The organism is Catenuloplanes sp. NPDC051500 (genome assembly GCF_044454585.1).
GTDB lineage: Bacteria > Actinomycetota > Actinomycetes > Mycobacteriales > Micromonosporaceae > Catenuloplanes.
In genome coordinates this window covers 280,439-306,384 of the sequence record NZ_JBITDX010000004.1, presented here as the reverse complement: position 1 = coordinate 306,384, position 25,946 = coordinate 280,439, and the positions used below count along the sequence as shown (strand labels likewise).

The following is a 25,946-nucleotide window of genomic DNA, read 5'->3' as shown; positions in this document are numbered from 1 at the left end:
AGATTCCCTTAAGGCCCACCACTCCCCCGGTGAAGCGGCCCTCCACCCCCGTGGAGGGCCGCTCGACGTGCCGCTCTCACTCCGTGGCCGGTTCCGCCGGCTCTGCCTTCCGCCGCCGGCCGATCCGCGGCGCCGGCGCGCTCACGTCGTGGCCGGCTTCCGCGGGGCTCTCGGACTTGGGCGAAGCCGCGCGGCGAGGCTGACGCTTAACCGGGGCGTCGGTCACCCGGCCTCCACCGGCAGACGGCGAGTTCGACCGCGTGCCGTCCGCGTCGGCCTCGACGCCCAGCGCCGGCGCGACGATCGAATCGTTCACGTCGCTTCGCGCCGCAGAAGAGCGTTTGGCCGGGGTACGGGTAGTGGGCGCCGCCCGCTTCCGACGCGGAGCGGCCGGTTCCACGGCTCCCCCACCGTCCGGGCCCGCCACGTCAATGCCCGGCGCCGGGCGCGCTTCCGGCACCGAAACGGCGTGCGGTTGCGCTTCCGCAGCGATACGCCCGTCCGCCTCTCGCAACTCCGCAACGGTGGGCGTGTGCGCATCAAGCGCTGCAGCGGCTGTTGCGGATGCGGTCGGCATGCTTTTCGGCGCGGCGACGGTGGCACCCTCCGGCGCGGTGGGGACGGCTTCCGTGCCGGGTGCGCCGTTGGGATCAGCGGGGATCGGCGGCTGGGTGTCCTGGGCCGGGTCGCGGGTGAGGGGCGGCCAGTTCAGCCGCGGAGTCACCGGCGGGCGCGGGCGGGTCCAGCCCTCCGGACGGGTCCCATCGCTGTCTGCTGGGCTACCGCCGGCGGCTCGACTACCGCCGGCTGTCGGGCTATCGCCAACTGCCGGGCTACCGCCGGCGGCTGGGCTACGACCGGCAGGCAGGCCGGCGCCGGCCACCGTGATGCCGCCAGTCGCCAAGCCGGCACCGGATACCAGGTCTCTACCGGGCTCGGCCGCCGCACGGTCGGCCGCCGCCGCTTGATCATTCACACCGCGATCGGCAGCCACACCGCTCTCAACAGCACCACGGTCCGGCGCGTCAGCACCGCGGTCCGCCGCGTCCCGATCGGCCGCTGCCGGATCGGCCCTAGCCTGGCCCGCCGCCGCACGGTTCGCCGTGCCGTGGTCGGCGAGCAGCGTCGCCGTCCGGCCGCCGCGGATCGGCCGGCCGCCGGCAGTGGTGATGACCATGCCGTCGTCGCCGAGGCGGATCACCGACGTACGACGACCGAGACGGGCCTCGACCTCAGGGAACTGTGCGGGGTCGACGAGATACACGAGTTCGCGCGGGCGGGACGGCCAGGCCAGCACCGCCATCCCGACGATGATCAGAAGGAGGCCGGCGCCGAGCCCGCCCCAGGTCGCCGCCGTCAGCCAGTCCGGCCGGAGTTCGGCGGTCACGGTCACCGGCCCGGCCGGTCGCCCGTCCGCGCTCATGATGACGAGTGCCAGGTCACGGTCACGGATCTCGTCCGCGGTCCAGGCCAGGCTGCCCTCGCCGGACCTGGTCCAGAACTCCTGCCGCCCGGGGTCTCCGGTGAGCCCGCCGGAGACCGCGCTCACCCGTACCGGCAGAGGTCCGTTGGTGAGCGCGAGATGCTCGAACCGGCTGTGCCGCGCGGACTGGAGGTAACCGGTGGCCGCGGTGGCGGGCGCCAGCCCGACGAAGGCGGGGCCGTCGCCGGCGGTGGCGGTGATCCGGAGTTCGGTGCGGCCGGTGCGGGCGAATGCGGCGTCGCGCCGGAGCAGCCCGTCGAGGTCCTCGATGATCAGGGCCTGGCCGGGTACGTCGAGTTGCTCCAGGTCGGCCCGGAAGGCGCCGCCCGGGTCCCGGTGCTGTGCGACAGTCCACAGCCCGCCCGCGGCGAGCAGGATCGGCAGCCCGGCGGCCAGCAACAGCATTCCGACGATCATGCGAATGATGCGCATCGACTTCCCCTCGGCCCGTTATCGCCCCCTACATAGCGAAACGTCCGAATCGGGTAGATCGACACGGCTTGCGGACCCCGAAAAGCCCGATGGCCCGATCCCATACTGGGGACCGGGCCATCGCCGGAAATCACTTATCCGAGGCCGGAGCAGCAGGAGCCGCAGCGGGACGCGCCCCGCTGCGGGTGAATGCCAGCCCGCCGAGCACCAGCCCGAGCAGTCCCGCGATCAGCCCCGCGATCGCGATCCCCAGCGCCGGCCCGGAGTCCGTCGTCGAGGAGGCCTCAGCAGCCTCGTCCCCCGCCGAAGCCGCCGAGGCCGCCGACTCGTCCGCGGCCGCTGCCAGCGCGAGCACCGGCGCCGGGCTCTCCGGCTCGTCACCGCCCGCGACCGGCTCGTCGATCCAGCGCACGATCTCGCCGTCCGAGTAGGTCTGGAGCGTCTTGAACACCAGCTGGTCCGTCTCCGGCAGCGGGCCGAGGGACACGCCGAACTCCTGGAACGTGCCCGGCTTGATCTCCGACCCGGCCGCGGCGGTCCAGGTGACCTTCTTGACCACCTCGGTGACAGGCGAGCCGTGCGCGGTGATCGGCGTGGACGGCGCGCCCTTCTCGACCGCCACCTCCCACCCGGGTACGGGCTGGGTGGAGACGGAGCCGATCGGCGCGTTCTCCGGTAGGAAAACCTCGATCTTCGTGGTGGAGGCGGAGTCGCTCTCGTTCGGCACCCGGAAGTCGACCTTGGCGTACCCGCCCTTGACCGCCTCTCTGGGGTTGACCGTGACGTGCGCGGAGGCCGGTCCGGCGAAGACGAGCACGCCGGCGACGGTGGCGCCGAGGCTGAGCAGGGCCGCGCGAGCGGTACGGGACATCATCGGGAGGGGACCCTTTCAGGAGGAGACGTCCACCGTGACGGTGACGGTGGCTTGATCGATCTCGGACGTGCGGAGCGTGAACGTGAATTCCCAGCTCCCGGTCGCGGGCAGCTGGAAGTCGCTGATCGCGTGGTTGGGCGAGAAGCGGAGCATGGGCAGGTCGATCGGCTCGACGCCGGCGGCCGGGAGCGCGGTGGTGGTGGTCCACTCCTCGACCGCGAGCGGGTTCGTGGTGCCGGGCTGGTACGCGTACAGGTGCATCGAGTTGTTGCCGGTCGCGGCCGGGTCCAGCTCGACCTGAAGCGTGTAGAGCGGGCTGTCGACAAGCACCGAGTAGTAGCCGCTGTCCTCGACGTCGGAGTTCTCCGCCTCGGTGCGGGCGGGGGTCTGCTGGACGAGCACGGAGCTGACGCCGAGCACGACCACAGTGATGGCGATCTCGGCCCAGAGCGCGATCCGCATCCGGCCCGGCTGCTCGGCCACCACGTGCTTGCGGACAAGCGACCGGGAGTATGCCGCGACGCCGATCACTGCCGCGAACAGCGCGGTCTTGGCCATGATGAACCGGCCGTAGGTGGTGCCGGTGAGCGCGTCGAGCGTGCCGATCTCGATGAGCGCGTTGACCACGCCGGCCAGCAGCAGCGCGCTTACCGCGAGCGCGGCCCACCGGGACCAGATCGGCAGGATCGCGCCGAGCTCACGCGCGCTCGCCTGCCGGAGCAGGAAGCCGAGCAGCATGACCAGGCCGCCGATCCAGACCGCCATGCTGATCAGGTGGATCGCGTCGACGACCACTGAGACGGCCGCGACCGGCGAGGCGGAGGGGTGGCCGGTGAGCGGCCAGGTGATCACTGCGGCGGCCGCGAGCGTGCCGAGCACGATGAGGTCGACCGGGCCGTCGCCACCGCGGCCCGCCAGGACCGGCCGGAGCATGATCGCGATCGCGACGAGCAGGCCGAGCCGGACCAGCAGCGCGATGCCGAACGAGCTGGCCACCACGTCGCCGAGCCCGGAGAAGCCGCTGAAGATCCCACCGCCGCCGGTGTACGGCACCTGGAGGTAGAGCGCCGCGAGCGTGCTGAACGCGATCAGGCCGAGGCCGGTGCGGACCACGATCGCCGGGACGCGGCGGGAGAGCCGGGCCGGCCAGAGGAACAGCAGCACCAGGACCGGGCCGATGACGAGCACGAGTCCGGCGTACCCGATGAACTTCGCGACCGGGATGGCGTTCGTGACCACCGGGTCGGACTTGTCGCCGGCGTCGGTGAGTGACGGCACAGCGGACGCGGCGCCGACCGAGAAGGTGAACGCGCCGCTGACCGGGTGGCTGTCCGCGGAGATGACCCGGTAGCTGACCAGGTACGTGCCGCGCTGGTCCCCGTTGAGCGGGATGAAGATCGAGGAGCCGTCCCCGGTGGGCTCGCCGCCGACCCGCGAGCCGTCCGGCCCGATGATCAGGACCCGGTCGGTGACCGGCCGCACACCCTCGCTGAACGTGAGCGTGACCTCGGTCGGCGCGGCCTGGATCACGGACTGGGCGGCGGGCGTGGTCCGCTGCAGGACGGCGTGCGCGCTGGCCGGGCTCGCCGGGCCGAGGAGCGCCGCGAGCGCGCCCAGGAGGAGGGCGGCGAGTACGGCCCATCGGCGTCTCTGGTCGGCAGTCATGCCCGCCATGCTCTCCCACGGATGTGGCGATGATCGCCCGTGGTCGGCGTGGCGTGTCCTACACCTATCAGCCCGACCCCGCATATTGGGTCAAATGCGACATTGGGCAGGGGGCGGCACACCATGCCGTGGTAGTCGGGCGGAACTGCCGGAAAGTTCCCGGCGATCACAGGACCTTCGCCCGTACCCGCCGCGTCCGCTTCCCGTCACCGTAAGCACGGAACCGGGCGACAGCCCGGCGCGACCAATGGGGGTGGACTTCACTGTGTGGGATCGAGCCGGACCGTGGGCCGGGCTCGTCGCGCGGCTCGGCCTCGCCGGCGTCTGGCTCTATGCCGGCGGCACCAAGGTGGGCGACCTCGCCGCGTCCGGGCGCGCGGTCAACGCGTACCGGATCATGCCGTTCGAGGTGGCCCAGGTGATCGGCGCGATGCTCCCGTTCGTCGAGATCGTCGTCGGGTTGCTGCTGCTCGCCGGCCTCGCGACCCGGGTCTCGGCCGCGTTCTCCGTGCTGCTGCTGACCGTGTTCATCGCCGGCATCGCCAGCGCCTGGGCACGCGGCCTGCAGATCGACTGCGGCTGCTTCGGCAGTGGCGGGCAGCTCGCGGCCGGGGAGAACCCGACCTACGGCTGGGAGATCGCCCGGGACCTCGGATTCCTGATCCTGGCCGGCTACCTGCTCATCCGTCCCGACTCCCGTTTCTCCGCCGACCGCGCAGTTCAGCCGGCCCAAGTCTGACGAGGTAGAAGGCATGAGTTCTCGCAAAGATCAAAAACAGGCGAACCGGATGGTACGCGAGCAGCTCGCCAAGGAGCAGCGCCGCCGGGCCACGGTGTGGATCTCGGTGGCCGCGGTCGCCGCGCTGCTCGTGGCAGGTGTGATCGGGTACGGCGTCTTCGCCTCGCAGCGCACCGGCGAGGTCTTCACGCCCACGGCCGCCACCGCTGACGGCAGCGGCTTCGCGGTCGGCACCGGCCCGGTCACGGTCGACGTCTACGAGGACTTCATGTGCCCGGCCTGCGGCCAGTTCGAGAGCGGCGCCGCCGCCACCATCGACCAGCTGGTCAAGGACGCCAAGGTCACGGTGGTCTACCACCCGATCGCGATCCTGGACCGCTTCTCGCAGGGCACCGACTACTCCACCCGTGCGTCCGGCGCCGCCGCTTGTGCCGCGGACGGAGGCACGTTCGCCGAATACCACTCGGTGCTCTTCCAGAACCGCCCGGAGGAGAACACGCCCGGCCTCGACGACGACAAGCTGATCTCGCTCGGCACCGGGTTGGGTCTGGGGGACTCCTTCACACAATGCGTGAAGGACGGAAGATACAAGACGTGGAGCGCACAGATCACGGACAAGGCGAGCGAGCGCGGGGTGACCGGCACGCCGACAGTCCTCGTCGCCGGGACCGTGCTTCAGGACCGCTCGGCCACCGGCCTGACCACGGCCGTCGAATCCGCAGTCAAGTAACCCGTCTCGCGGCCGCGGTCGCGATCGGCGTGCTCGTCACGCCGGTCCCGGCCGCGCCCGCGCTCGCCCACGGCGGTGAGGCCCCGGCCGGGACCAACTACCGCGCCGAGATCACCGGCGTCTCGCCCGCCACGCCCGGCGTCCGGGTCCGGGTGATCGAGGCCGGCTCCCGGCTGGAGCTGACCAGCACCTCGGCCCGCGAGATCGAGGTGCTGGGCTACGAGAACGAGCCCTACCTGCGTATCTCCCCGGCCGGCGTGTGGGAGAACGTCAACTCGGCCGCCACCTACCTGAACGCGAGCATCAGCACGTCCACGGCAATCCCGGCCACCGCGGGCCCGACCGTGCCGCCGGCCTGGCGCCAGATCTCCGACTCGCCCACGGTCCGCTGGCACGATCACCGCACCTACTGGATGAGCGACACGCCACCCCCGGCCGTGACCGCAGACCCAGGCCAACCTCAGCGGGTACGGGATTGGACCGTCATCCTCCGCGACGGCGTCTCCCTGATCACCGTCACCGGCACGCTCGACTGGCAGCCACCGCCCTACGCCGGCACCTGGTGGGCCGCCGTGGTGCTGACCGGCGCGCTTGTCGCGCTGCTCGGCCTGCTCCGCGCACGGCTGACGCCCTGGCTGCTGGCGCTGGCGTCCGCCGCCGGTGGCCTGTCCGCGCTCGCCTACACGGTCGGCCGGGAGCTCGACGCGGGCAACGACACGCTCGGCACCGCGCTTCCCGCCCTGGCCTCCACGCAGCTCTGGCCCGCGCTCACCGGTCTCGGCGGGCTGGCCGCCGCCGCGTTCACGCTGGCCCGGCGCCCGTCCGCCGACTTCGCGCTCGCGCTGGCCGGCATCTGCATCGGCGTCTTCGTCGGCCTGGCGAACGCGGGCGCGCTTGTCAACTCCGTCGTGCCCGCGCCGTGGCCGCCCGTGGTGGCCCGGGTGCTCGACCTGCTGGCGCTCGCGCTGGGCTTCGGGCTGACGGCCGCCGCGGTCCTGCGCATGCGCGCGGCGGCGGTCACGACAGGCGGGACGTCCGCGGCCGCGCGTGCTCCCCGCTCACCGCTCACCCTCAAGGCCGCGCTCGACGAGCCCGCCGACGGCTGAACCGTCCCCCTGGACCACCGCGGAACCGGAAGGGAGGAGCCCCTGGGCGACGACCGGTGCCCGCGGGAGCGTGCGGGCCGGACCACCGCGTGAGCGGGAAGATGAACTGGCTCTATGGGGTGGGGACGGAGAAGCCGTAGGGCAGTTCGAGGCGGTGTTTCGCGAGCAGACCCGGGTCGGCGAGAAGCGTGCGGGTCGGGCCGTCCGCCACGATGCGGCCGTCGTCGAGGATGACCGAGCGGTCACAGAGTTCGAGCGCGTAGGGCAGATCGTGGGTGACCATCAGCACCGTCACCGGCAGGCCGCGCAGGATGTCCGCCAGCTCGCGCCGGGACGCCGGATCGAGGTTGGAGCTGGGCTCGTCGAGCACCAGGATCTCCGGCCGCATCGCCAGCACTGTCGCCACCGCCACCCGGCGCCGCTGGCCGAAACTCAGGTGCGACGGGATCCGCTCCCGGTGCTCGCGCATGCCCACCGCGTCGAGCGCCTCGTCGACCCGCGCGGCCAGCTCCGCGCCGCGCAGCCCCAGGTTCGCCGGGCCGAACGCCACGTCCTCGGCCACGGTCGGCAGGAACAGCTGGTCGTCCGGGTCCTGGAAGACGATGCCGACCCGGCGGCGGATCTCGGTGAGCGTGCCGCGGTCCTTGGCGACCGTGAGCCCGGCGACCGTCACCGAGCCGGTGCCGCCGGTGAGGATGCCGTTCAGGTGCAGGACCAGCGTGGTCTTGCCGGCGCCGTTCGGCCCGAGCAGCGCGACGCGCTCGCCGCGCCCGACGGTCAGGGTGACGCCGTCCAGCGCGCGGTGGCCGTCCGGATAGGCGAAGCCGACGTCGCGGACGTCGAGGCTCGGTGCGTCGGTCATGTGAGGATCGTGGCGGTCACCGCGATCGCGGCCGTCACCAGGGGTACTGTCGCGGCCGTCGCCCACTGTGCCACGCCGGCGCCCGGGCTCTGCGGGAACAGCGTGCCGGTGTATCCGCGGGACAGCATCGCCAGGTAGACGCGCTCACCCCGCTCGAACGCGCGCAGGAAAAGCGCGCCGACGCCGGTCGCGAAGCCGCGCAGCTGCCACAGGAACCGCGGGTCGTCGCCGCGGGCCAGCCGGGCCACGTGCATGCGTCGGGCCTCGCCGGTCAGCACGTCCAGGTAGCGCAGCATGAACGTGGCGATCTGGGTGAGTTCCTTCGGGCAGCGCAGCCGGTCCAGGCCGACGATGATGTCCCGGGTGGTCGTGGTCGCGGCCAGAATGAGCGAGATCAGCACGCCGAGCAGGCCCTTGACCAGCAGGTTGAACCCGCCGTAGAGCCCTTCGACGGACAGTTGCAGGCCGAGCCAGCCGACCCGCTCGCCCGCGCCGAGGAACGGCATGATCAGCGCGAGCAGCACGAACGGCGTCTCGACCAGGCTGCGCTTGGCCAGCCAGCCCGCCGGAATCCGCGCGGTGACCGCGAGCGCGACCACGATCAGCGCGTAGGCGCCGAACGCCCAGAACGCGTGCCGCGGCGTCGCCACCATCGCGACAGTGATCGCCACTGTCGCGGCGATCTTCACCTCGGGGGCGAGCCGGTGCAGCGGCGTGGCGCCCTCACGGTAGAGCATCAGGAACGCTTGCGGCTTCGGAGCAGCCAGAACGCGCCGCCCGCGACCCCGAAGACCAGGAGCACGCCGGCGATGCCGGACAGGCCGGTCGACAGGTACGAGTTCTCCACACCCCGGATGCTGTAATCCGCGAGCGGGCTGTCCGCCAGCTCATGGTCCTTCGCCCCCTGCGCGATGCAGGTGCCGCCGGTGATCTCGCCGTCCGCGTCCGTCGTGCAGCCCTTGGTCGAGGCCGAGTCGAGCCCGTCCGGCGAGCTTGACGCGAAGCTGCTGACCACGCCCGCGAGCAGCAGCGCCGTCAGGAGGCCGGCCAGGATGAACTTCCTCATACCGCCACTTCCCTCTTCTTCAGGCCACGCAGCGCGTAGACCAGATCCGGGCGGACCCGGGCGACAGTCGCCACTGTCGCCGCGCTGATCAGCCCCTCACCGATGCCGATCAGCAGGTGCGTGCCGCCCATCACCGCCGCGATGCCCGCCAGGCTCCGCTCGTCAAGCGGCGTCGAGCCGCCGATCGCGTACTGCAGCACGAAGCTCTGCGACGCCACCACCACGCTCACCACTGCCGCAACGAAAACCGAGATCGACAGGCCGTTGGGGGTACGCGGAAGCACGCGCAACAGCAGCGCCGTCACCCCGAACCCGACAGCTGTCGACAGCAGCCCCATGTTCGTGATGTTCGGCCCCAGCGCCGTGATGCCGCCGTCCGCGAAGAACAGCGCCTGCGCCGTGATCACGATCGTCATGCACAGTGCGCCCACCCACGGCCCGACCAGGATCGCCGCGAGCGCGCCGCCCAGCAGGTGCCCACTCACCCCCGGCAGCACCTGGAAGTTGAGCATCTGCACCGCGAAAATGAACGCGGCCACCAGCCCCGCCATCGGGACCAGGCGGTCCTCCAGGTCACGGCGGCTGTTGACCACGCACACGCCGATCGCGACGGCGGCGAGCACGGCGTAGGCGATGGAGACGGGCCCGTTGAGGACACCGTTCGAGATGTGCAGTGCCTCAGGATTCATGAGCGCCGCTTCCTTCCTCAGGTCGCGCTCAGACTATTGGCTTGCGCCCCTTGTTGCCAAGGACTTGCAATTGGCCTTCCGTGTGGCCCCGGTAACCTGACGCACATGACCGACGCCATCCGTCTCGCCGCCGGCGACACCGCACCTTCGTTCACCCTGCCGACCGACACCGGAGACCGGTTTTCCCTATCGGACCTGCGCGGACGCAAGGTCATCCTCTACGTCTACCCAAGCGCCATGACCCCCGGCTGCACCAAGCAGGCCTGCGACTTCCGCGACTCGCTCGCGTCACTCAAGGGCTCCGGCTACGAGGTCGTCGGCATCTCCCCGGACACCCCCGCCAAGCTCGCAAAGTTCCGCGAACACGACGCGCTCACCTTCCCGCTGGTCTCCGACCCGGAGAAGGAGACGCTCACCGCCTACGGCGCCTTCGGCGAGAAGAAGCTCTACGGCAAGACAGTCGTCGGCGTCATCCGCTCCACATTCGTGATCGACGAGGAGGGCCGGATCGAGCACGCCTTCTACAACGTGAAGGCCACCGGCCACGTGGCAAAGCTGCGCAAGGACCTCGGCCTCGACTGACCTCGGCGCCGCCCTGCCTGCCGCAGCCGGATCGGCCACCTACGCCACATCGCAAAAGCTCCGGTCAACTATGATCCCGAGCAGCAACAGGAGTGTCGGTCAGGACGGTTGTGACCGGTTCTTCGCTTTGGGGGCCGTAGCCCAATTGGCAGGAGGCAAACGGTTTAGGTCCGTTCCAGTGCGGGTTCGAGTCCCGCCGGCCCCACTCTGCGCATGGCCTGCGTGTTCGTGCTGGTTGAATGTGGCATTGCACGAACCGCGGGTCGCTCGGGCGTTGTGCCGGGCTGAATGCGGTAAATGGGTACATGCCTAAGAGTCGTGGTCGTCCCGCGGGACGAGGTAAGCCGAGGCGTCCGCAGCGCCCGGTGCGGGAGTTGCGGCTGTCGGACCGGTTGATGCGTGACGCGGTGACGATCGTGTCCGAGGACAGTGTGCTCGAGGTGGAGCGGTGGGCCAGTGAGTGGCTCGGCGCGGCATGGTCGGCCGCGGGGCTCGGCGAGCGTGACCCGGAGAAGATGTTCCACCTGGAGGTGGTGGGCCGGGCGTCGACCCGGCCGTTGCCGCACGGGCTGGCCGCGGTGGCGGCGCTGCGCCGTGTCGGCGCTCCTGGTGAGTGGTCGATGCTGGATGGCACCCTGGAGATCTTGTCGGAGAGTCAGCCTGTGCCATCGTGGTTCGAGGCGCCTGTCTTTGAGCCGGTTCGGGCGTGGCGAGCGGTGGATGTCTGGGACAGCGAGCATGTGCTGTTCGTCGAGTTCGCCGGGCAGACTCCGCACACGTTGATGGCGCAGATCTCCCTCGCCGGCGGTGTGCTGGTCGACAAGCTGGCGTTACTGCAGCCCGGGGCTGCGGAGACCTGGGATCGGCTGCGTGAGCCCGACGAGGTGCCGATGCCGGCCGTCGAGTGCCCGGTCGAGGTGGCGCTGGCGGAGCTGGCGGACGCGCTGCGGACCACGGACATGACCTGGCCCCGCCACGATGACGAGGACTTCCTCGACTTGCGGGCGATGGCCTGGTCACGATGCCTTCCGTACCTGCCGGACTTCCGTGACTGGCAGCCGATGGACGATGAGGAACGGCAACGACTGCTGGACGGATTCGCGCCGGCCGACGACACGGTCGCCAGGTCGCTGGCCGACCTGTTCCTGGATTACGGTGCCGGCTACATGACCAGCGGTCCGCTGTGCTGGAGCCCAGGACAGGTCGGCTTGTTCCTGGCCGACTGGTTGCCGCGCAAGGCGGCGCTGGACGCTGAGCAGCGTGCCGCGCTGCCGGACGTGTTGCGACGCTGGATCCGGTACGCCCTGGAACACCGTGCGGTCGACCCGGTATGGATCAGTCCGGTGATCGAGGCTGTCGACACGTTCCTTCCCGCGTTCGAGGAGGCGTTCGACGACACGGCGGCGTGGGGTCCGGCCAAGCAGATCGCCGCGGAGCTGACGGCCCGTGGTATCGATCTCTCCGACTCGGAAGCCGTGGAGGACGCGATGCGGGGACTCAACGCCGAACGCCTCGCTCGATATCTGACCGACTGACCACCCGAACGAGGCACCCCGTGCCGGTCTGACTCCGGCAGCTCATAGGTTGGTGGTATGTCGATGTCTGATGCCGCGCTGCTCCGACGGGCGGGTGACCTCAAGGGCGAGCTGGTGGCGTTTTCTCAGCAGCCCCGCTACAACCGGGCTGCGTCGAGTTTTCTGGCCCAGTACGGCAACGGCCGCGAAGACGCCGATGAGCAGCGGTGGATGCTGCTCTGGGACTGTTTCGTGCTGGAGCACCGGTTGGCGAACGGCCGGACGGTGGTGGAGCAGTTCGTCGAGGCCCGGCCGGACCTGCCGGAGGCCGAACGGGAGATGGTGCTCGGCTGGCGCGACGTGGTGCAGGGCCCGTTCGAGGTGCAGCGCAAGGACGGGCCCGCGCTCCTGGTGGAGAGCCTCGTCGACGACTTGACCTATCGGGTTAGATCGAACATGGGCCCGGCCGTGTTCAAGCAGATGCCGCGCCACTCGTTCATCATCGCCCGGCTGGTCGCTGTCGGTGACGAGTGGATGCTGAGCGGGCCGGTACAGATTCTCCGCGGGAGCGAACGGGACATCGCCTATCGACTCGCGCTGGACATGTCTTTGCGTACGCCGGAAGCGGTGTTCCGGAACCCGGACAAGATGGCAATGGCGTGGAAGCATCAGCGTGCTGACCGGGCACGGTTCGTCGAGTTCTTCGGCACCGACCTTCTGGTGGTCCCGGGGGAACAGGCACAGGAGCGGCTCGACGGCTACTACACCTACTGCCGTGAACACGGTTCTCGGGCCGGACCCGAAGGACGTCCCTCCGGCGGTGTCGATGTCGTTGCCGCCGGAGGTGACCGATGCGGAAACGGTTGCGCTGATCTACGACGAGACGGACGGACTCGGCTTCTACGCGGAGTTCGGCCTCCTGGAGGAAGCGTTCGCGAACCCCGACCTGTTGCGGCGCCGCCGGTGGCGCGAGCAGACGCTGTCCTACATCGAGGACGACAGTGTGGAGCCGATGGTCCTGCGCCGGCTGGCTGCTCGAGATCCCGAGAAGGCGAGTGTCGTGTTCCGGCGGCTGTTGAAGAGGCCACGGTTCGACTGGAACCGGGACGGTGAGACGCTGATGCGCGAGATCAAGCCGGGCTACTTCGATCGGCCACCGCGCCCACGGGTGAGCCCGCTCAGCGAGCGCTTGGCAGAGTTCGCCAAACGCCGCTGAGCAGCAACGATAAGGCCTGACCTACTCGTAGTGGTATCGGCAGGAGATGATGGAGATCTCGCTGGGCTCGACGGCGTACACCATGCGGTGCTCGTCATCGATGCGACGGGACCGGAGTCCGGCGAGGTTGTTTCGGAGGATCTCCGGCTTGCCGATGCCCTGGCCGTCGGGGTCGCGTTTGATGTCGGCGATCAGCGCGTTGATGCGTTTGAGGGTTTTGCGGTCCTGGGTCTGCCAGTACAGGTAGTCGTCCCAGGCGTGGTCGGTCCAGCTGAGTTTCACTCCTCGGGGCCGAACTCGCGTTCGGTGGCTCGGCCGGCTCGCCACTGCTCGACGCTCTCGACGAGGCGCTTGGCGTTGGCGGGCGATCGGAGCAGGTAGTTGGTCTCCATGATCGAGTCCCAGTCCTCCTTGCTCACCAGGACGGCGTTACCCCGCTTGGAAACGATCTCGATCGGGGTGTGGTCCTCGTTGACACGCTCGATGAGTGGAAATAGGGACTTGCGCGCCTCGCTGGCACTGATCGCAGACGTCATGATGCCTCCCGAAGTGGTACTGAATACGGTACCACTATCGGCATGGAGGGTGAGCCCGCTGTTGTTGGGGTCAACGGCCCCGAGCGCTAGCGTCTAACGCTTGAGCTGGTCAAACGTCCCGATAGTGGGCGGCCCGGGACGATGGTGGCGTGGTTCGCATGGTGCAACGTCCGGCCCACTTTGATCTTGCATGCGAACCGCGGCCCGGCGATTCGCTGTTGTCGGCTGCTGGTGGAGCTCCGGAAGGTGGATCTGCGTTCGTCGGGGATCGTGGCGATCTGCCATCGTGGCCGGCACGACCCGGCGACGCCGATCCTGGCTGTCTCGCTGCAGCGCCGAATGCCCGGCTATCGCACGCTGGGCTTCACCAAGCCGTAGCGGCTTTCGGATTTTTCGAATAGCGGTATGCTGGCTTCATGTCGAGCACCCTGCGTGAACGGACCGTTCTGCCACCTGAAAACCCCGCCGACCTGGTGCGCTTCGCGCGGGGTATGGCCGCCGCCGAGGCCCCCGCCCGAGCGAAGCTGGTGGGCCCGGACGGTTCGCAGCTCGACATCCCGGCCGAACTCTACGAACTGCTGCGCGACGTCGTCGGTGCCCTGTCCCAGGGCATGGCCATCTCGATCGCCCCGCACAACACGATGCTGACCACCCAAGAGGCCGCTGACCTGCTCAACATCTCACGACCTACGCTGGTCCGCCTGCTGACCGACGGCGAGATCCCGCACAGCCTGCGCGGCCGGCACCGACGAGTCCTGCTGCGGGACATCCTCGACTACTCCGAACGCACCCGCACCGAACGCCGCCGCGCCCTGGACCAGATGGCAGCCGACGCCGAGGACGACGACCTGTACGAGATCACCCTCGACTCACCGCCGTCGAGGTGACAGCCGGTCATGGTGGCGTTTCCCGCGTTCCTTGACACCTGCGTGCTCTACCCGGCATACCTGTGCGACACCCTGCTTCGCCTCGCCGAAGCCTCCGCATACCGGCCGCTCTGGTCGGCCGACGTCTTCACCGAACTACGTCGCAACCTCACCAAGCGCGGGCTACCACCGGATCGGGTTGATCGGCGGCTTGGCCAGATGAGCCGGTCATTCCCCGACGCCCTGGTCACTGGCTATGAGTCACTTGTCGACGGTATGACGAACCATCCGAAGGACCGACACGTTCTGGCTGCCGCCGTACGCGCCAACGCCGAAGTCATCGTCACCTTCAACCTCAGCGACTTCCCCGAGCCGGCCCTCAAGCCCTACGACATCGCAGCCATCCACCCCGACGATTTCCTCCTCGACCAACTCGATCTCTACCCCGGCTTGACCATGGACGTGCTCCGTCACCAAGCCGCGTCCTACCGACGTGCGCCGAACACCGTGCCGGAGGTCCTCGTCCTTCTGCAACGCACCGGCGTACCTAGATTCGCGGCTGAAGTACGACGCCATCTTGGTCCCCCGGCCTGGTAGCGCAGCACTCCGAGGCGGCTGAGGGTGGGTCTGAATCAGGCTATCGGGCTGGTCGAGTACCCCTTGAACTGGCCAAACGTCCCGGCAGTGGGGTCGCCGGTGACGATGATCGGGTGGTTCGCATGGTGCAACGTCCGGCCCACGGTAGTTTCCTGGAAGCGACCCCCAGACCCCGCGTCGCGGTGGTCGCCCAGGCGCGGCTCTGGCGGGTCTAAAAACGGTGTGCGGTAGCGCACTCTTTTTGTGCCGATCTTTTGCATCCGGGAGCGGTCGCGGCTCCGAAGCATGGGTATGCCGTCATCCGTGAACTCCGTATTGCACGAGGTCCGCCGCAGTGCTTCCATGCTCGACGTTCTCCGCGACGATCACGGGCTCGCGTTCGAGGCCGCACGGAGTCCCGCACGATCGGTGATGAGGTCGCTGGCCGAGGCGGTGGACGGGGACGACGAGTTGGCGGCGGTGGCCGCCGTACACGGTATCGGCGCCGTGATCGACGATGAGGCCGACGCCGTACTGTCGCGGCTTCTGTCGCATCCGCGCCGGTTTCTGCGGGAGCATGCGGCTTGGATGCTGCAGTCGCGCCTGCCCCGGCTGGACGCGATCGACCGGCTCGTCCGCACTGTCGCCGGGGGTGGGTTCTCCGGCATGCTCGCGCAGCGGACTCTGGAGAGCTGGGGCGGCCCGGCGGGGGACCACATCGCCACCGAGCTGCTCCGGGCCCTGGCCGGGACGCGGGACCCGCAGACCCGTGCGCGGCTCGTCGAGACCCTCGGCCTGGTGCCCGCCGAGTCGGCCGTGCAGGCCGTGCGCCGGATCGCCCTGGACCCGGACGAGAGCCCGGCCGCCCGTACCCGGGCTGTCGCCGCTCTTGGGGACTGGCCGGGCGACCCGGAAACGGTACGGGCGCTCGAGTCCCTGCGCACCGCGGACGGAGAGCTCGGCGCCGTGGCCCGGCTGGCCGCCGCCGACCTCGCACCGGTCGCCGGCCGAGGCTCCGCCGGGGACACGCCGGGCCTGCGGATCGCCCAACTGTTCCTGCACGCGGACCTCGATCGGGAGCTGAGCCGGGCCGGTGCCGGCGACAACGGCGGCATCGCCACCCTGCTCGTCCGGCTCGGCGACAAGCTCGCCGCCCAGCCCGGCGTCGAGCGGGTGCTCACCATCTCGCGCGGCACCCCGGAGCATGCGCTGGCCGCGCTCTCCGCTGACGAGCGCCACGTGCTTGCGGGCGTGCCGATGCCGGGCCCGGCGACCAACGCGGCCGACGCGTGGCCGGCCCGGGTCGCCGTACGGCGTGGTGTCCGGCGCCTGCTGCGCGCCCATCACATCGACGCCGTCCACCTGCGGATGGCGGAGGTCGGCAGCCTGGCCACGGCCGAGGTGGCGGCGGAGCTGGGCATCCCGATCGTGTTCACCCTGGCCCCGGACCCGCACGCGACAATCGACGCCCTGGAACGCACGGGTGGTCTGCGTCGCGACAACTTCGGCCAGGTGGATGAACGGGAGCACTACTGGTTCCGGGCGCGGCTTGTGCAACGGCTGGCTGCCGAGGCCGGCCATGTCGTCCTCTTCCCCCGCCCGCACCTGGCCCGCGACCTGGAGACCCTCATCGGCATCGACATCGCCGACGGGACCGGCCGCTACAGCGTTGTCGCGGAAGGCATCGACCTGGACGTCAGCCGGGCCGCTGCTGCCGAGCCGCTTGACTCCTCGGCGATGAACGAACTGGAGGCGCTCGTCGAAGCTCTGCCGCCGCGGCGCCACGGCCTGCCACTGGCGATGAGTGTCGGGCGGCTGCACCGGGTCAAAGGCATGGCGACCCTGGTGCAGGCGTGGGCCCGAGACCCGGACTTGCGCGAACGGTGCAACCTGCTGATCGTCGGCGGCGACCTGGCGGATCCGTCCCTGGACGAGCGGGAGCAACTGGAACTCGTCGCCGAGGTGCTGCGCGAGTACCCGGAGGCCTCGGCCGGGCTGATCATGCCGGGCCACCGGCCCAACGACGTGGTGGCCCGCTGGCTCGCGGCAGCACATGCCGGCCGTACGTCCCTGATCGCCGCCGGCGGCGTCTACGTGTGCGCCAGCCTCAAGGAGGAGTTCGGCCTCGCCCTGCTCGAGGCGCTGGCCGCCGGCCTGGTCGTGGTCGGGCCGGACGCCGGCGGTCCGGCCACCTACATCGAGCATGGCGTCACCGGGATGCTCGCCCGGGCCGGCGACCCGGCCGCTCTGGCCGACGCGTTCCTGGGCGCCCTCGATCTCGCGTGCCTGCCCACGCCGTCGCGGGTCGAGCGGGCCCGCGCCAGGATCAGCGACGGCCTGACCGTGGATGCGATGGCCGGTAGCCTGGCCGGCATCTACGCGTCCGTGACAGTCGAGGAGCACCGGTCATGACCCTCCTGGTGATCAGCCCGGATTACGCCTCCCACCTGCTGCCGCTGGCCACCCTCGCCACCGCGTGGCAGAAGGCCGGCGAACGGGTCGTGGTGGCGACCGGCCCCGCGACCGCAGCACTGGTCGCGGGGTTCGGCTTCGCGCACTGCGACCTTCCGCTCGGCCGGGGCTCCAACCCGGGCGTGATCCGGGCCGAGCAGCAGCCGGCCGGCGAGGACGACGCGCTGCGCGGGTTCTTCGCCGCGACGTACCGCGGGATGGTCGAGACGCTTCGTTTCCAGGCTGAGGCCCGCCGCAACGACCTGCTCTGGGAACCGGTCGACCGGGCACGGGCGGTCCTCGCGGTGGTCGAGCAGGTCAAGCCCGACCAGATCATCGTCGACCATCTGGCCTTCAGCGCCCGGCTGGCCCTGACCGCGGGTGCTGTCCCGCACGTGGACGTCGTGCTCGGCCACCCGTCGGCCCTGCCCGTCGGCGACGAGGTCTACGGCTACCCGACAGCCTGGCCGGCGGCGTTCCGTCCGGCCGACAGCGAACTCGCCGAGCTGCACCGGCTGTGCGGCACCGTGCGGGACGAGTTCACCGCCGAGTGGAACGCCGCGCTGCACACCCTCGCCCCCACCGCCACACCCGCGACGGACGCGTTCACCGAACACGGCGACCTGGTGCTCTACAACTATCCCGCCGCGTTGCACGACCCGGCCCGTACCGCTCTGCCGGCTCCGCACGCGTTCCTCGGCTCGGCGGTCCGCACCGAGACCGTCCCGGCAGACGTGCGAGCGTGGCTGGACGCAGGCGACCAGCCGTTCGCCTACGTCAGCTTCGGCAGCTTCCTGTCCACCCGGGCGGATGTGCTGAGCACGGTCACCGCGGCACTGCGGCGTTCCGGCCTGCGGGTCGCGCTGGCGACCGGATCGGCCCAGGACCTGCCGCCGATGCCGGACACCTGGCTCGTGCGCCCCTACCTTCCGCAGACCGTGCTGCTTGAGCAGGCGGCGATGGCCGTCACGCACGCCGGTAACAACAGCGTCACCGAGGCCCTCACCGCGGGCGTACCGATGCTGGCGCTGCCGTTTTCCACAGACCAGTTCGCAGGTGCGGCGGCGATCGAGACCACCGGGACCGGCGTGGCCCTGGACCCGAACGCGGCGTCGGCGGACGACATCGCCGCCGCTGTGCAGCGCGTGCTCGATTGCGCGCCGGCGGCACAGACGCTCGGCGAGCAACTACGGCGTACGCCGGGAAGCGAACATGCTTTCACACTCGCCCACGCCCACCTGTCCGGGAGTTCCTGACCGCGTGGTACCTCGGTACCACCACGGGAGGGCACCGCGGGTGGATGGCCGGGACCTGCCGCCTCCCTAGCGTCGACGTCATGACGAGAACATCTGATGGACGGACGCGCGGTCCCGGCTGGCGACACACCGCCGCAGCACTGCTTGTGGGTGGCCTGACGATGGGCCTGGGTGTGCCGGCTGCAAACGCCGCGGAGACCCCGGACAGGTTCTACCGGCAGACGCTCACCTGGGCGTCCTGCGACGACGAGCACGGACTGGTGCTTGACTGCACAGACGTCACAGTCCCGGTGGACTGGTCGCGCCCGGCGGGACAGACGATCACGATAAAGGTGCATCGGCACCGGGCCACCGGCACCAGCCGGGGGTCACTGCTGCTCAATCCGGGCGGACCGGGCGGACCGGGGAAACCGTTCCTTGAGTTCGCGGCGCGCTTCTTCAGCAGGCCGGTGATCGACGGGTTCGACCTGGTCAGCTTCGACCCTCGGGGGGTGGGCGGGTCCGCGCCGCTGAGCTGCCCGGCGGAGGCCGACGCGGCGTTCCGGAGTTCGGACGCCTCCCCGGACGACCTCGCCGAGCGGATCGCCCGGGAGGCGGCGGTCAGGAGCTGGGTGCGGGCGTGCCGGGCCGAGTCCGGGCCGATCTTCGATCACGTCGACACGGTAAGTGCCGCCCGGGACCTCGACGTGTTGCGCGCCGTCCTCGGCGACGACAAGCTCTCCTACTACGGCGGCTCCTACGGCACCCGCCTCGGCCTGCGGTACGCGGACCTGTTCCCCACCCGGGTCGGGCGCATGGTGCTTGACGCGGTCGTCGACCCGGCCCAGGACAACAAGGCCTTCCTCACCGACGTGGCCAAGGGCGAGGAGCGGGGTCTGGACGCCTACCTGGACACCTGCGACGACCGGGCCGGCTGCCCATTCCACGGATCGACCGTGGCACAGGGCCGGACTGCGGTGGCGGAGCTGTTCCGGGCGGCCGACCGGCATCCGGGCGAGCAGCTGCAGCTCGTCAACCTGACGGAGGAGCACCTGTCCAACCCGGCCGGTGCCCCGGAGCTGGACAGCCTGTTCACGGCCGTGCGCGCCGGCGACCACAGCGTCATCACACCGGACCCCGACACCGGCATCGCGTTCAACGCGATCCAATGCCTGGACCTGCCGGACCGGCGCAGCGCGGCGCGGATCATGGCGGACCGGGCCGCCCTGATCCGGGAACGACAGGTGTTCGGGCCGGAGGTCATGTCGGGCACGCCGTGTCCGCAGTGGCCGAACGGTGGCGTGTCCCGCCCGCATCCGGTCACCGCCAAGGGCTCGGTGCCGATCGTGCTGATCGCCGGCACCGGTGACCCGGCGGCGCTCTACGAGTGGGGACAGTCCGCCGCGGCAACCCTGGAGAACGGCCGGCTGCTGACCCGCGAGGGCAACGGGCACGGTTCGTACGTCTACGGCGCCTGCCGTCCGGAAGTGGACCGCTACCTGCTCGACGGCGTCCCGCCGGCCCGGGAAGGCGCCGTCTGCGCCGAATAGGCCCGGCACGGGCTCGCCTTGATCAGGCGAGCCCGTGCCGATGCGCCCAGATGACGGCGTGCACCCGGTCGCGAGCCTGGATCTTGGCGAGGACCCGCCCCACGTGGGTCTTCACAGTCGACTCGGAGAGGAAGAGCCGGCCGGCGATCTCGGCGTTCGACAGGCCGCCGGCGATGGCGACGAGGACCTCGCGTTCCCGGCCGGTCAGCCTCTCCAGCAGGCGAGCGCTCTCCGGCGGGTTCGCGGGGCTCTCCTGGTAGTGGTCCAGAAGCGTACGGGTGATCCGGGGGGAGACCACCGCCTCGCCGGCCGCCACCGTACGCACCGCTCGCACCAGGTCGGCAGAGGTCGCGTCCTTGAGCAGGAAACCGCTCGCCCCGGCGCGCAGGCCGTCGAAGGCGTACTCGTCCAGGTCGAAGGTGGTCAGGATGAGCACCCGGGTCTCCGGGCACCGCGCCACGATCTCGCGGGTCGCCCCGATGCCGTCGAGCACCGGCATCCGCACGTCCATCAGGACCACGTCCGGCCGGTGCAGGCGGGCGAGCTGGACGCCCGCGCGGCCGTCGCCGGCCTCCCCCACGATCCGCAGGCCTGGTGTCCGGCCGAGGACCATCGCCATGCCCTCGCGCACGAGCGCCTGGTCGTCCACGAGCAGTACCGTCGTCTCATCCATCGGCTTCCTCGTCAGGCTGGGGCAGGGTCACGTGCACTGTCCATCCGTACCCCGGGCGGGGTCCGGCCTGGACCGTGCCGCCGTACAGCGAGAGCCGCTCGCGCAGCGCGCTCAGGCCCTGCCGCGCGCCCACCGACGTCGCCGGACCGGTGCCGCGGCCGTCGTCGGTGACCTCGATGAGGATCGGGTCGGCCCGGTAGTCCAGATCGACGAGCACCAGTTCCGCGCGGTCGGCGTAGCGCAGCGCATTGGTCAGGGACTCCTGAACGGTACGGAGGATCGCGTTGCGCAGGCTCGGAGATCTCGGCTCCCGGCCCTGCCTGCGGACCACGACAGGCGATCCGGCGGCCCGGAACGTCGCCACGAGCGTGTCCAGATTCTGGATCGGCCGGCCCTCCTCGCCGGGCGGGCCGTCGCGGAGCACCCCGAGCAGCCGGCGCATGTCCACCATCGCGGTCCGGCCGACGTCGGCGATCCGCTCGGACGCCGACTCCGCACGGCGCGGATCCGTTCCGGTCACCGCGGCCGCGCCGTCGGCCAGCCGTACCATCACGGTCAGGCTGTGCGCCACGATGTCGTGCAGGTCATGGGCGATCCTCGTCCGTTCCCGGGCCGCGGCCAGCCGGCCCTCCTGCTCCTTCTCCCGGGCGAGCTGCTCCGTGCGGTACAGGAGCGCCTCAAGGTACCGGCGCCGGATCCGGGCGTTCGCGCCGGGCAGCACCGACACCACAACGATCAGCGTGCCGGCGACGGCCGTGTCCCGCCACGCCTGCGGGTCCGGCCGGAGAGCGGCCACGGCGACCGAGGCGCCCACGGCAAGCACCGCGCCGAGCACCGCGGCGACTGTCGAGCGGTGGGCGGCGAGGGCGTAGAGCGCACAGGCGAGCGCGATGCCTGCGAAATGGTCGCTCATCAGGACACCACCGGCGGTCACCACAAGCACCGTCCACCACGGATGGGAGCGGCGGACCAGCATGGACGCCGCCATGACTGTGTTGACGGCCCACCACGGCCCGTCGACAGGTTGCGGAATCTGCAACCCGCCCGCGCCGTCGTCGAAGACCCACAGCCAGCAGAACCCGGCCACGAGCGCATCCACCAGGCGGGGGTGGCGCGCCCAGAACGCGCGTACCGCACCCACCGGTCTGGGCAGGCGCGGCGGCTCAGGGAGTTCGCCCACGGTCATGCATCCTTGCGTACCAGCGCCGGCCCGGTCGGACGAGGTGTCGAGGAGTTCGTGGCGGGAACATGTCAAAGTCGGCCGGGCGACTCCGACCACCTGATGCGCCGGCACGGCGCGGCCCGCGATGAGGAGTCGACGTGAAGTTCTTACTGATCATGCATATGAATCCGCGCATCTGGGATGCGCTCACCGAGGAGGAGCAGTCCGCGGTGATGAGCGGGCACGGGCCGTTCCTGGACGCGATCCGGGAGTCCGGCGAACTGGTCGGAACTGTCGCGCTGGCGGGGCCGGAGGTGAGCGCGGTCGTCCGGTTACGGGACGGGGCACCGACAGTGAGTGACGGGCCGTACTTGGAGTCCAAGGAGTTCCTGGGCGGGTACTACCTGGTGGAGGTGCCGAACCGGGATCGTGCCTACGAGCTGGCGGCGATGATCCCGGACGCGGCGATCGACGGGCTCGGGGTCGAGGTACGGCCGGTGGTGTTCGCCGGGTGACGGACGGCGTCGAGGGCCTGCTGCGCGACCTCTCGCCCCAGGTCCTCGCCGCCCTGGTCAGGAGATATCGCGATCTCCCGGCCTGCGAGGACGCGTTGCAGGAGGCATTGCTCGCGGCAGCGCTGCAGTGGCCTGCCGAGGGCATGCCGGCGAGTCCACGGGGCTGGCTGGTGACTGTCGCGTCGCGGCGGGTGGTGGATCTGATCCGCAGCGAACGGGCCCGCCGGGACCGGGAGGCGGCGGACGCGGCGGAGGCACTGCGGCCCGCGGCCGTTCCGGGCCCCGGTGAGGAACGGCTCGGCGACCGGGACGACACGCTGGAGCTGCTGTTCCTGTGTTGTCATCCCGCGCTGACGCCGGTGTCGCAGGTCGCGTTGACGCTGCGGGCTGTGGGCGGGCTGACCACTGCGGAGGTGGCTGGCGCGTTCCTGGTGCCGGAGGCGACCATGGGCGTGCGGATCAGCCGGGCGAAGCAGCGGATCAGGGCGGCGGGCGTGGTCGCGGACCTGCCGTTCGCCGACCGGCTGGACGCGGTACGTCACGTGCTCTACCTGATCTTCAACGAGGGCTACACCGCAAGCTCCGGCCCGCTCCTCCAGCGCCCCGACCTCGCGTCCGAGGCGATCCGGCTGGCCCGGACGCTCCACCGCACGCTGCCGGACGACGGCGAGGTGGCCGGACTGCTCGCGCTGATGCTGCTCACGGACGCGCGCCGGGCGGCCCGCGCGGACGCGGATGGTGGCCTGATCCCGCTGCCCGAGCAGGACCGGTCCCGGTGGGATCACGATCTGATCCGCGAGGGTACGACGCTTGTGACGGACGCGATGAGTCACGCGCCGCTCGGCCCGTACCAGCTGCAGGCCGCGATCGCGTCACTGCACGTGACCGCCCCCGACGTCGCCGCCACGGACTGGCCGCAGATCCGTCTCCTCTACCGCGTGCTCTGCCGCATCGCACCATCCCCGATGGCGTCGCTCAACCAAGCGATCGCGGTCGCGATGACGGACGGCCCGGACGCCGGTCTGGCGATGCTGGCCGGCCTCGCACAGGACGCCCGCCTGACCGGCCACCACCGGCTCGCGTCGACCCGCGCCCATCTGCGGGAACTCGCAGGTGACCCCACCGGCGCACAACAGGACTACCTGCTCGCCGCCGCCCTGACCACGAGCCTCCCGGAACGCCATTACCTACGCGGACGCGCCGCCCGTCTCACCTCGGCCGGCTGACGGCAGCGGCACACGAGCCCCCGTGCCGGTCGGCGGCACATCCCTCCCCGAGGCGACGATCAAAATCTTGATCTTCCCGCTTCCGCGGTGGTGCGGCCCGCATGCTCCCGCGGGCAAACGTCGCGCCGGGCTCCGCTGGCGCTCCGCACGTCGCTCCGAGCCGGTCCCGTCGTGGCCGAAACCCCACAGGCGCGGCTCAATCCGTCACCGCACACAGTTGTCGAGGAGCCGCCGCGGGGCTGCTGGCGACGAGTCAGCCGGGCCACGCCACCACCGCAGGGAGGACGTGCGCGGCGCGTGAGGGCTCGTGGGGTGGCCAACCGCGGAACCGGAAGGGAGGCCGCCTGCGGCCGACCGTTGCCCGCGGGAGCGTGCGGGCCGCACCACGGCGTGAGCGGGAAGAAAGCTTTTGATCGTGAAGGCTTGTGATCCTGCGAGATGACGGCTCCTGCGGGATGACGGCCTAGATGAGGCCGGCGTCGTGGGCGAGGAGGGCGATCTGGGTGCGGTTGGTGAGGGCGAGTTTGGTGAGGATGTGGGAGACGTGGGCCTTGACCGTGGTGAGGCTCATGTCGAGGGCGGCGGCGATGTCCGCATTGGCGCTGCCGTGGGCGATGGCCAGGGCGACGTCGCGTTCGCGTGGGGTGAGGGCGGCGAGGGTGGCGCGGGCGCGTTCGTAGTCGGCGGCGCCGGTGGCGACCTGGTGCATCAGGCGGCGGGCGACGGACGGGGAGAGGCTTGGTTCGCCGGCCGCGGCGGCGCGGACGGCGGCGGCGATCCGGTCCGGCGGGGTGTCCTTGAGCAGGAAACCGCCGGCGCCGGCCCGGAGCGCGCGGACGATGTGGTCGTCCGTGTCGAACGTGGTGAGCACGATGATCTCGGGTGGCCGGGGGCGGGCGCGCAGGCGCCTGGTGGCCGCGATGCCGCTCAGTCCGGGCATGCGGATGTCCATCAGGACCACGTCGGGGGCGTGCCGGTCGACAGCGGTGATCGCGGCGGCGCCGTCCGCGGCCTCGCCGACCACGACGATCTCGCCGGCGCCGTCGAGCATCATGGTGAGCGCGCCGCGGACCAGCGGGTCGTCGTCGACGATGAGCACGCGAACGGGGTTCACGGCAGCTCGGCGGTCAGGCGGAACTCGCCGTCCGCGGTGTCGTGGGTGAGCGCGCCGCCGGCAAGTGTCACGCGTTCGGCCAGGCCGATCAGGCCGGTTCCGGCGCCGCGGGTGCCGCCCGGGCCGGACCGGTTGCGCACGGTGATCGTGGTGCCGGCGAACGTGAGGCGCACCGGTTCGCCGGACGCGTGCTTGCGGGCGTTGGTAAGCGCCTCCCGGACGATCCGGTAGGCGAGATCCTCGTCCGGCGGCGCGCCGTCCACCGACACCGACTGCCCTGCCGCGCGGGCCTCCTCGATCAGCCGGTGGATGTCGGAGGCGTCGTGTGCTGCGGTGGGCGCGTCCGCGTCGCCGGCCGGGTCGTCGCGGTGCAGCAGCGTGATCACCTGGCGGAGTTCGTCGAGCGCCCGGTGCGCGCTGTCCCGGATCACGCCGGCCGCCGCTGTCATCCGCTCCGGCGGCGCGTCCGGCCGGTACTCGAACGCGCCCGCGTACGTCGCGAGCAGCGACAGCCGGTGGGCGAGCACGTCGTGCATCTCCCGGGCGATCCGGGTGCGCTCGGCCCGCCGGGCCTCCTCGACCCGCTGCAACTGCTCCTCCTCGGCGCGCCGGGCCCGCTCCCGCCACGCGTCGAGCAGGTTGCGCCGGGCCTGTGCCCACACGCCCCAGCCGAGGACCGCCGCATAGGCAAGAGCCATCAACACCAGCCACCATGGGTACGCCAGCCCGGCCACCGGTCGCCAGAGCCCTTGCACGGCCTGTCCGGCGACTCCGGCCAGCGTGACCGCGAGGGCCTGACGGACCGGCCGTACCCGCGCGGTGTGCAGGACGGCGAAGCCGGCCACCGGCGTCATGACCGGTGACAGCGCGGTGAGCAGCCCTGCCGCCACGCCACCGGCGGCGGGCGCGCGCAGGACCCAGGCGCTCACCGCTAGCGACAGCACGGCGGTGGCCACGTCAAGCGCGATCCGGGCGGGCGACGCTTCCACGACCGCGGTCCACAGACTGACCGCCGTGATCGCGCCGACCGCGGGCACCGTGATCGCGGTGGCGACGGTGAGTGGGCGGGGGTTCACGGTGGTGA

Annotated in this window: 27 protein-coding genes, 1 tRNA gene and 1 pseudogene; 15 read left to right on the top strand and 14 right to left on the bottom strand. The window is 71.0% G+C overall.

Annotated features, from left to right (window positions below; genetic code table 11):
• Nucleotides 1-76 precede the first annotated feature (76 nt).
• From ACIA8K_RS10690 to ACIA8K_RS10680, 3 genes are all read right to left on the bottom strand, one after another.
• On the bottom strand, nt 77-1,915 hold the full coding sequence (locus ACIA8K_RS10690; RefSeq protein WP_396057252.1) for a hypothetical protein: 1,839 nt from the start codon (nt 1,913-1,915) through the stop codon (nt 77-79).
• A gap of 130 nt (nt 1,916-2,045) precedes the next feature.
• Nucleotides 2,046-2,789 carry a YcnI family protein gene (locus tag ACIA8K_RS10685; RefSeq protein WP_396057250.1) on the bottom strand — a complete coding sequence of 248 codons (744 nt, stop codon included), beginning with the start codon at nt 2,787-2,789 and terminating at the stop codon, nt 2,046-2,048.
• A 15-nt stretch (nt 2,790-2,804) separates the two neighbouring features.
• On the bottom strand, nt 2,805-4,463 hold the full coding sequence (locus tag ACIA8K_RS10680) for a copper resistance CopC/CopD family protein (RefSeq protein WP_396057248.1): 1,659 nt from the start codon (nt 4,461-4,463) through the stop codon (nt 2,805-2,807).
• Between the two features lie 256 nt (nt 4,464-4,719).
• On the opposite strand from ACIA8K_RS10680, the gene ACIA8K_RS10675 reads away from it, so the two are divergent.
• The 3 genes from ACIA8K_RS10675 to ACIA8K_RS10665 are packed head-to-tail and all read left to right on the top strand — an operon-like array spanning nt 4,720 to nt 7,029.
• Entirely contained in the window at nt 4,720-5,193 is a 474-nt protein-coding gene (locus ACIA8K_RS10675) for a MauE/DoxX family redox-associated membrane protein (RefSeq protein WP_396057246.1), read from the top strand.
• 13 nt (nt 5,194-5,206) lie between these two features.
• Nucleotides 5,207-5,923, top strand: coding sequence for a DsbA family protein (locus ACIA8K_RS10670; protein WP_396057244.1), 717 nt, complete (start codon nt 5,207-5,209; stop codon nt 5,921-5,923).
• A gap of 29 nt (nt 5,924-5,952) precedes the next feature.
• Nucleotides 5,953-7,029, top strand: coding sequence for a hypothetical protein (locus ACIA8K_RS10665; RefSeq protein WP_396057242.1), 1,077 nt, complete (start codon nt 5,953-5,955; stop codon nt 7,027-7,029).
• 112 nt (nt 7,030-7,141) lie between these two features.
• Here ACIA8K_RS10665 and ACIA8K_RS10660 read toward each other — a convergent pair whose 3' ends face one another.
• The 4 genes and pseudogenes from ACIA8K_RS10660 to ACIA8K_RS10645 form a co-directional block, all read right to left on the bottom strand.
• Nucleotides 7,142-7,891, bottom strand: a complete 750-nt coding sequence (locus ACIA8K_RS10660; protein WP_396057240.1) for an energy-coupling factor ABC transporter ATP-binding protein — start codon at nt 7,889-7,891, stop codon at nt 7,142-7,144.
• Nucleotides 7,888-8,628, bottom strand: coding sequence for a cobalt ECF transporter T component CbiQ (cbiQ, locus tag ACIA8K_RS10655; protein WP_396057238.1), 741 nt, complete (start codon nt 8,626-8,628; stop codon nt 7,888-7,890). Before cbiQ ends, ACIA8K_RS10660 begins: the two co-directional genes overlap by 4 nt.
• Before the next feature lie 11 nt (nt 8,629-8,639).
• Nucleotides 8,640-8,957, bottom strand: a pseudogene (locus ACIA8K_RS10650) (PDGLE domain-containing protein); the annotation flags it as partial.
• Entirely contained in the window at nt 8,954-9,646 is a 693-nt protein-coding gene (locus ACIA8K_RS10645) for an energy-coupling factor ABC transporter permease (RefSeq protein WP_396057236.1), read from the bottom strand. The gene ACIA8K_RS10645 and the pseudogene ACIA8K_RS10650, both read right to left, overlap by 4 nt.
• A 105-nt stretch (nt 9,647-9,751) precedes the next feature.
• Between ACIA8K_RS10645 and bcp the strand changes: the two genes are divergently transcribed.
• The 3 genes from bcp (at nt 9,752) to ACIA8K_RS10630 (ending at nt 11,763) form a co-directional block, all read left to right on the top strand.
• Nucleotides 9,752-10,228 carry a thioredoxin-dependent thiol peroxidase gene (gene bcp, locus ACIA8K_RS10640; RefSeq protein WP_396057234.1) on the top strand — a complete coding sequence of 159 codons (477 nt, stop codon included), beginning with the start codon at nt 9,752-9,754 and terminating at the stop codon, nt 10,226-10,228.
• Between the two features lie 130 nt (nt 10,229-10,358).
• Nucleotides 10,359-10,433 (top strand) — tRNA-Leu (locus ACIA8K_RS10635).
• 190 nt (nt 10,434-10,623) lie between these two features.
• The gene (locus ACIA8K_RS10630; RefSeq protein WP_396057232.1) at nt 10,624-11,763 is read left to right on the top strand and encodes a hypothetical protein; all 1,140 of its coding nucleotides are present in this window, start codon (nt 10,624-10,626) and stop codon (nt 11,761-11,763) included.
• Between the two features lie 42 nt (nt 11,764-11,805).
• On the opposite strand, the gene ACIA8K_RS10625 is transcribed toward ACIA8K_RS10630, so the two are convergent.
• Nucleotides 11,806-12,525 carry a hypothetical protein gene (locus tag ACIA8K_RS10625; RefSeq protein WP_396057230.1) on the bottom strand — a complete coding sequence of 240 codons (720 nt, stop codon included), beginning with the start codon at nt 12,523-12,525 and terminating at the stop codon, nt 11,806-11,808.
• On the opposite strand from ACIA8K_RS10625, the gene ACIA8K_RS10620 reads away from it, so the two are divergent.
• On the top strand, nt 12,518-12,958 hold the full coding sequence (locus ACIA8K_RS10620; protein WP_396057227.1) for a hypothetical protein: 441 nt from the start codon (nt 12,518-12,520) through the stop codon (nt 12,956-12,958). The genes ACIA8K_RS10625 and ACIA8K_RS10620 overlap by 8 nt on opposite strands.
• A gap of 21 nt (nt 12,959-12,979) precedes the next feature.
• Here ACIA8K_RS10620 and ACIA8K_RS10615 read toward each other — a convergent pair whose 3' ends face one another.
• The gene (locus ACIA8K_RS10615; protein WP_396057225.1) at nt 12,980-13,240 is read right to left on the bottom strand and encodes a Txe/YoeB family addiction module toxin; all 261 of its coding nucleotides are present in this window, start codon (nt 13,238-13,240) and stop codon (nt 12,980-12,982) included.
• A complete protein-coding gene (locus ACIA8K_RS10610; protein WP_130511265.1) occupies nt 13,237-13,494 on the bottom strand; it encodes a type II toxin-antitoxin system Phd/YefM family antitoxin in 258 nt (85 codons plus the stop codon). Before ACIA8K_RS10610 ends, ACIA8K_RS10615 begins: the two co-directional genes overlap by 4 nt.
• Before the next feature lie 246 nt (nt 13,495-13,740).
• On the opposite strand from ACIA8K_RS10610, the gene ACIA8K_RS10605 reads away from it, so the two are divergent.
• The 6 genes from ACIA8K_RS10605 to ACIA8K_RS10580 all read left to right on the top strand — a co-directional run bounded on the left by ACIA8K_RS10605 (nt 13,741) and on the right by ACIA8K_RS10580 (nt 20,172).
• Nucleotides 13,741-13,872 (top strand): hypothetical protein, encoded by a 132-nt coding sequence (locus ACIA8K_RS10605; RefSeq protein WP_396057222.1) that lies wholly within the window; start codon nt 13,741-13,743, stop codon nt 13,870-13,872.
• A 38-nt stretch (nt 13,873-13,910) separates the two neighbouring features.
• Nucleotides 13,911-14,381: a helix-turn-helix domain-containing protein gene (locus ACIA8K_RS10600; protein ID WP_229071596.1), complete on the top strand. Its 471-nt coding sequence runs from the start codon at nt 13,911-13,913 to the stop codon at nt 14,379-14,381.
• Between the two features lie 9 nt (nt 14,382-14,390).
• Nucleotides 14,391-14,957 (top strand): PIN domain-containing protein, encoded by a 567-nt coding sequence (locus ACIA8K_RS10595; RefSeq protein WP_396057220.1) that lies wholly within the window; start codon nt 14,391-14,393, stop codon nt 14,955-14,957.
• Between the two features lie 303 nt (nt 14,958-15,260).
• Nucleotides 15,261-17,348, top strand: coding sequence for a glycosyltransferase (locus tag ACIA8K_RS10590; protein WP_396057218.1), 2,088 nt, complete (start codon nt 15,261-15,263; stop codon nt 17,346-17,348).
• Nucleotides 17,345-18,643 (top strand): nucleotide disphospho-sugar-binding domain-containing protein, encoded by a 1,299-nt coding sequence (locus ACIA8K_RS10585; protein WP_396057216.1) that lies wholly within the window; start codon nt 17,345-17,347, stop codon nt 18,641-18,643. Before ACIA8K_RS10590 ends, ACIA8K_RS10585 begins: the two co-directional genes overlap by 4 nt.
• Before the next feature lie 80 nt (nt 18,644-18,723).
• A complete protein-coding gene (locus tag ACIA8K_RS10580; protein ID WP_396057214.1) occupies nt 18,724-20,172 on the top strand; it encodes an alpha/beta hydrolase in 1,449 nt (482 codons plus the stop codon).
• 22 nt (nt 20,173-20,194) lie between these two features.
• Here the strand turns inward: ACIA8K_RS10580 and ACIA8K_RS10575 are convergent, their stop codons facing one another.
• Nucleotides 20,195-20,845, bottom strand: coding sequence for a response regulator (locus ACIA8K_RS10575; RefSeq protein WP_396057212.1), 651 nt, complete (start codon nt 20,843-20,845; stop codon nt 20,195-20,197).
• Nucleotides 20,838-22,025: a sensor histidine kinase gene (locus ACIA8K_RS10570; RefSeq protein ID WP_396057210.1), complete on the bottom strand. Its 1,188-nt coding sequence runs from the start codon at nt 22,023-22,025 to the stop codon at nt 20,838-20,840. The genes ACIA8K_RS10575 and ACIA8K_RS10570 overlap by 8 nt, the downstream gene beginning before the upstream one ends.
• Nucleotides 22,026-22,165: 140 nt before the next feature.
• Between ACIA8K_RS10570 and ACIA8K_RS10565 the strand changes: the two genes are divergently transcribed.
• Complete coding sequence (locus tag ACIA8K_RS10565) at nt 22,166-22,522, top strand: YciI family protein (RefSeq protein WP_396057208.1); 357 nt, start codon at nt 22,166-22,168, stop codon at nt 22,520-22,522.
• Nucleotides 22,519-23,748: an RNA polymerase sigma factor gene (locus tag ACIA8K_RS10560; protein WP_396057206.1), complete on the top strand. Its 1,230-nt coding sequence runs from the start codon at nt 22,519-22,521 to the stop codon at nt 23,746-23,748. Before ACIA8K_RS10565 ends, ACIA8K_RS10560 begins: the two co-directional genes overlap by 4 nt.
• 463 nt (nt 23,749-24,211) lie before the next feature.
• Here the strand turns inward: ACIA8K_RS10560 and ACIA8K_RS10555 are convergent, their stop codons facing one another.
• Both ACIA8K_RS10555 and ACIA8K_RS10550 read right to left on the bottom strand, forming a co-directional pair.
• Complete coding sequence (locus ACIA8K_RS10555) at nt 24,212-24,862, bottom strand: response regulator (protein WP_396057203.1); 651 nt, start codon at nt 24,860-24,862, stop codon at nt 24,212-24,214.
• Nucleotides 24,859-25,938 (bottom strand): sensor histidine kinase, encoded by a 1,080-nt coding sequence (locus ACIA8K_RS10550; protein WP_396057201.1) that lies wholly within the window; start codon nt 25,936-25,938, stop codon nt 24,859-24,861. The genes ACIA8K_RS10555 and ACIA8K_RS10550 overlap by 4 nt, the downstream gene beginning before the upstream one ends.
• Nucleotides 25,939-25,946 lie beyond the last annotated feature (8 nt).

What these genes read in the sequence shown, in the direction of transcription:
- ACIA8K_RS10690 (WP_396057252.1), bottom strand. Translation starts at nt 1,915, where the DNA reads ATGCGCATCATTCGCATGATCGTCGGAATGCTGTTGCTGGCCGCCGGG.
- ACIA8K_RS10610 (WP_130511265.1), bottom strand. Translation starts at nt 13,494, where the DNA reads ATGACGTCTGCGATCAGTGCCAGCGAGGCGCGCAAGTCCCTATTTCCA.
- ACIA8K_RS10630 (WP_396057232.1), top strand. Translation starts at nt 10,624, where the DNA reads ATGCGTGACGCGGTGACGATCGTGTCCGAGGACAGTGTGCTCGAGGTG.
- ACIA8K_RS10670 (WP_396057244.1), top strand. Translation starts at nt 5,207, where the DNA reads ATGAGTTCTCGCAAAGATCAAAAACAGGCGAACCGGATGGTACGCGAG.
- ACIA8K_RS10685 (WP_396057250.1), bottom strand. Translation starts at nt 2,789, where the DNA reads ATGATGTCCCGTACCGCTCGCGCGGCCCTGCTCAGCCTCGGCGCCACC.
- ACIA8K_RS10580 (WP_396057214.1), top strand. Translation starts at nt 18,724, where the DNA reads ATGACGAGAACATCTGATGGACGGACGCGCGGTCCCGGCTGGCGACAC.
- ACIA8K_RS10680 (WP_396057248.1), bottom strand. Translation starts at nt 4,463, where the DNA reads ATGGCGGGCATGACTGCCGACCAGAGACGCCGATGGGCCGTACTCGCC.
- ACIA8K_RS10585 (WP_396057216.1), top strand. Translation starts at nt 17,345, where the DNA reads ATGACCCTCCTGGTGATCAGCCCGGATTACGCCTCCCACCTGCTGCCG.
- ACIA8K_RS10600 (WP_229071596.1), top strand. Translation starts at nt 13,911, where the DNA reads ATGTCGAGCACCCTGCGTGAACGGACCGTTCTGCCACCTGAAAACCCC.
- cbiQ (WP_396057238.1), bottom strand. Translation starts at nt 8,628, where the DNA reads ATGCTCTACCGTGAGGGCGCCACGCCGCTGCACCGGCTCGCCCCCGAG.
- bcp (WP_396057234.1), top strand. Translation starts at nt 9,752, where the DNA reads ATGACCGACGCCATCCGTCTCGCCGCCGGCGACACCGCACCTTCGTTC.
- ACIA8K_RS10660 (WP_396057240.1), bottom strand. Translation starts at nt 7,891, where the DNA reads ATGACCGACGCACCGAGCCTCGACGTCCGCGACGTCGGCTTCGCCTAT.
- ACIA8K_RS10595 (WP_396057220.1), top strand. Translation starts at nt 14,391, where the DNA reads ATGGTGGCGTTTCCCGCGTTCCTTGACACCTGCGTGCTCTACCCGGCA.
- ACIA8K_RS10645 (WP_396057236.1), bottom strand. Translation starts at nt 9,646, where the DNA reads ATGAATCCTGAGGCACTGCACATCTCGAACGGTGTCCTCAACGGGCCC.
- ACIA8K_RS10575 (WP_396057212.1), bottom strand. Translation starts at nt 20,845, where the DNA reads ATGGATGAGACGACGGTACTGCTCGTGGACGACCAGGCGCTCGTGCGC.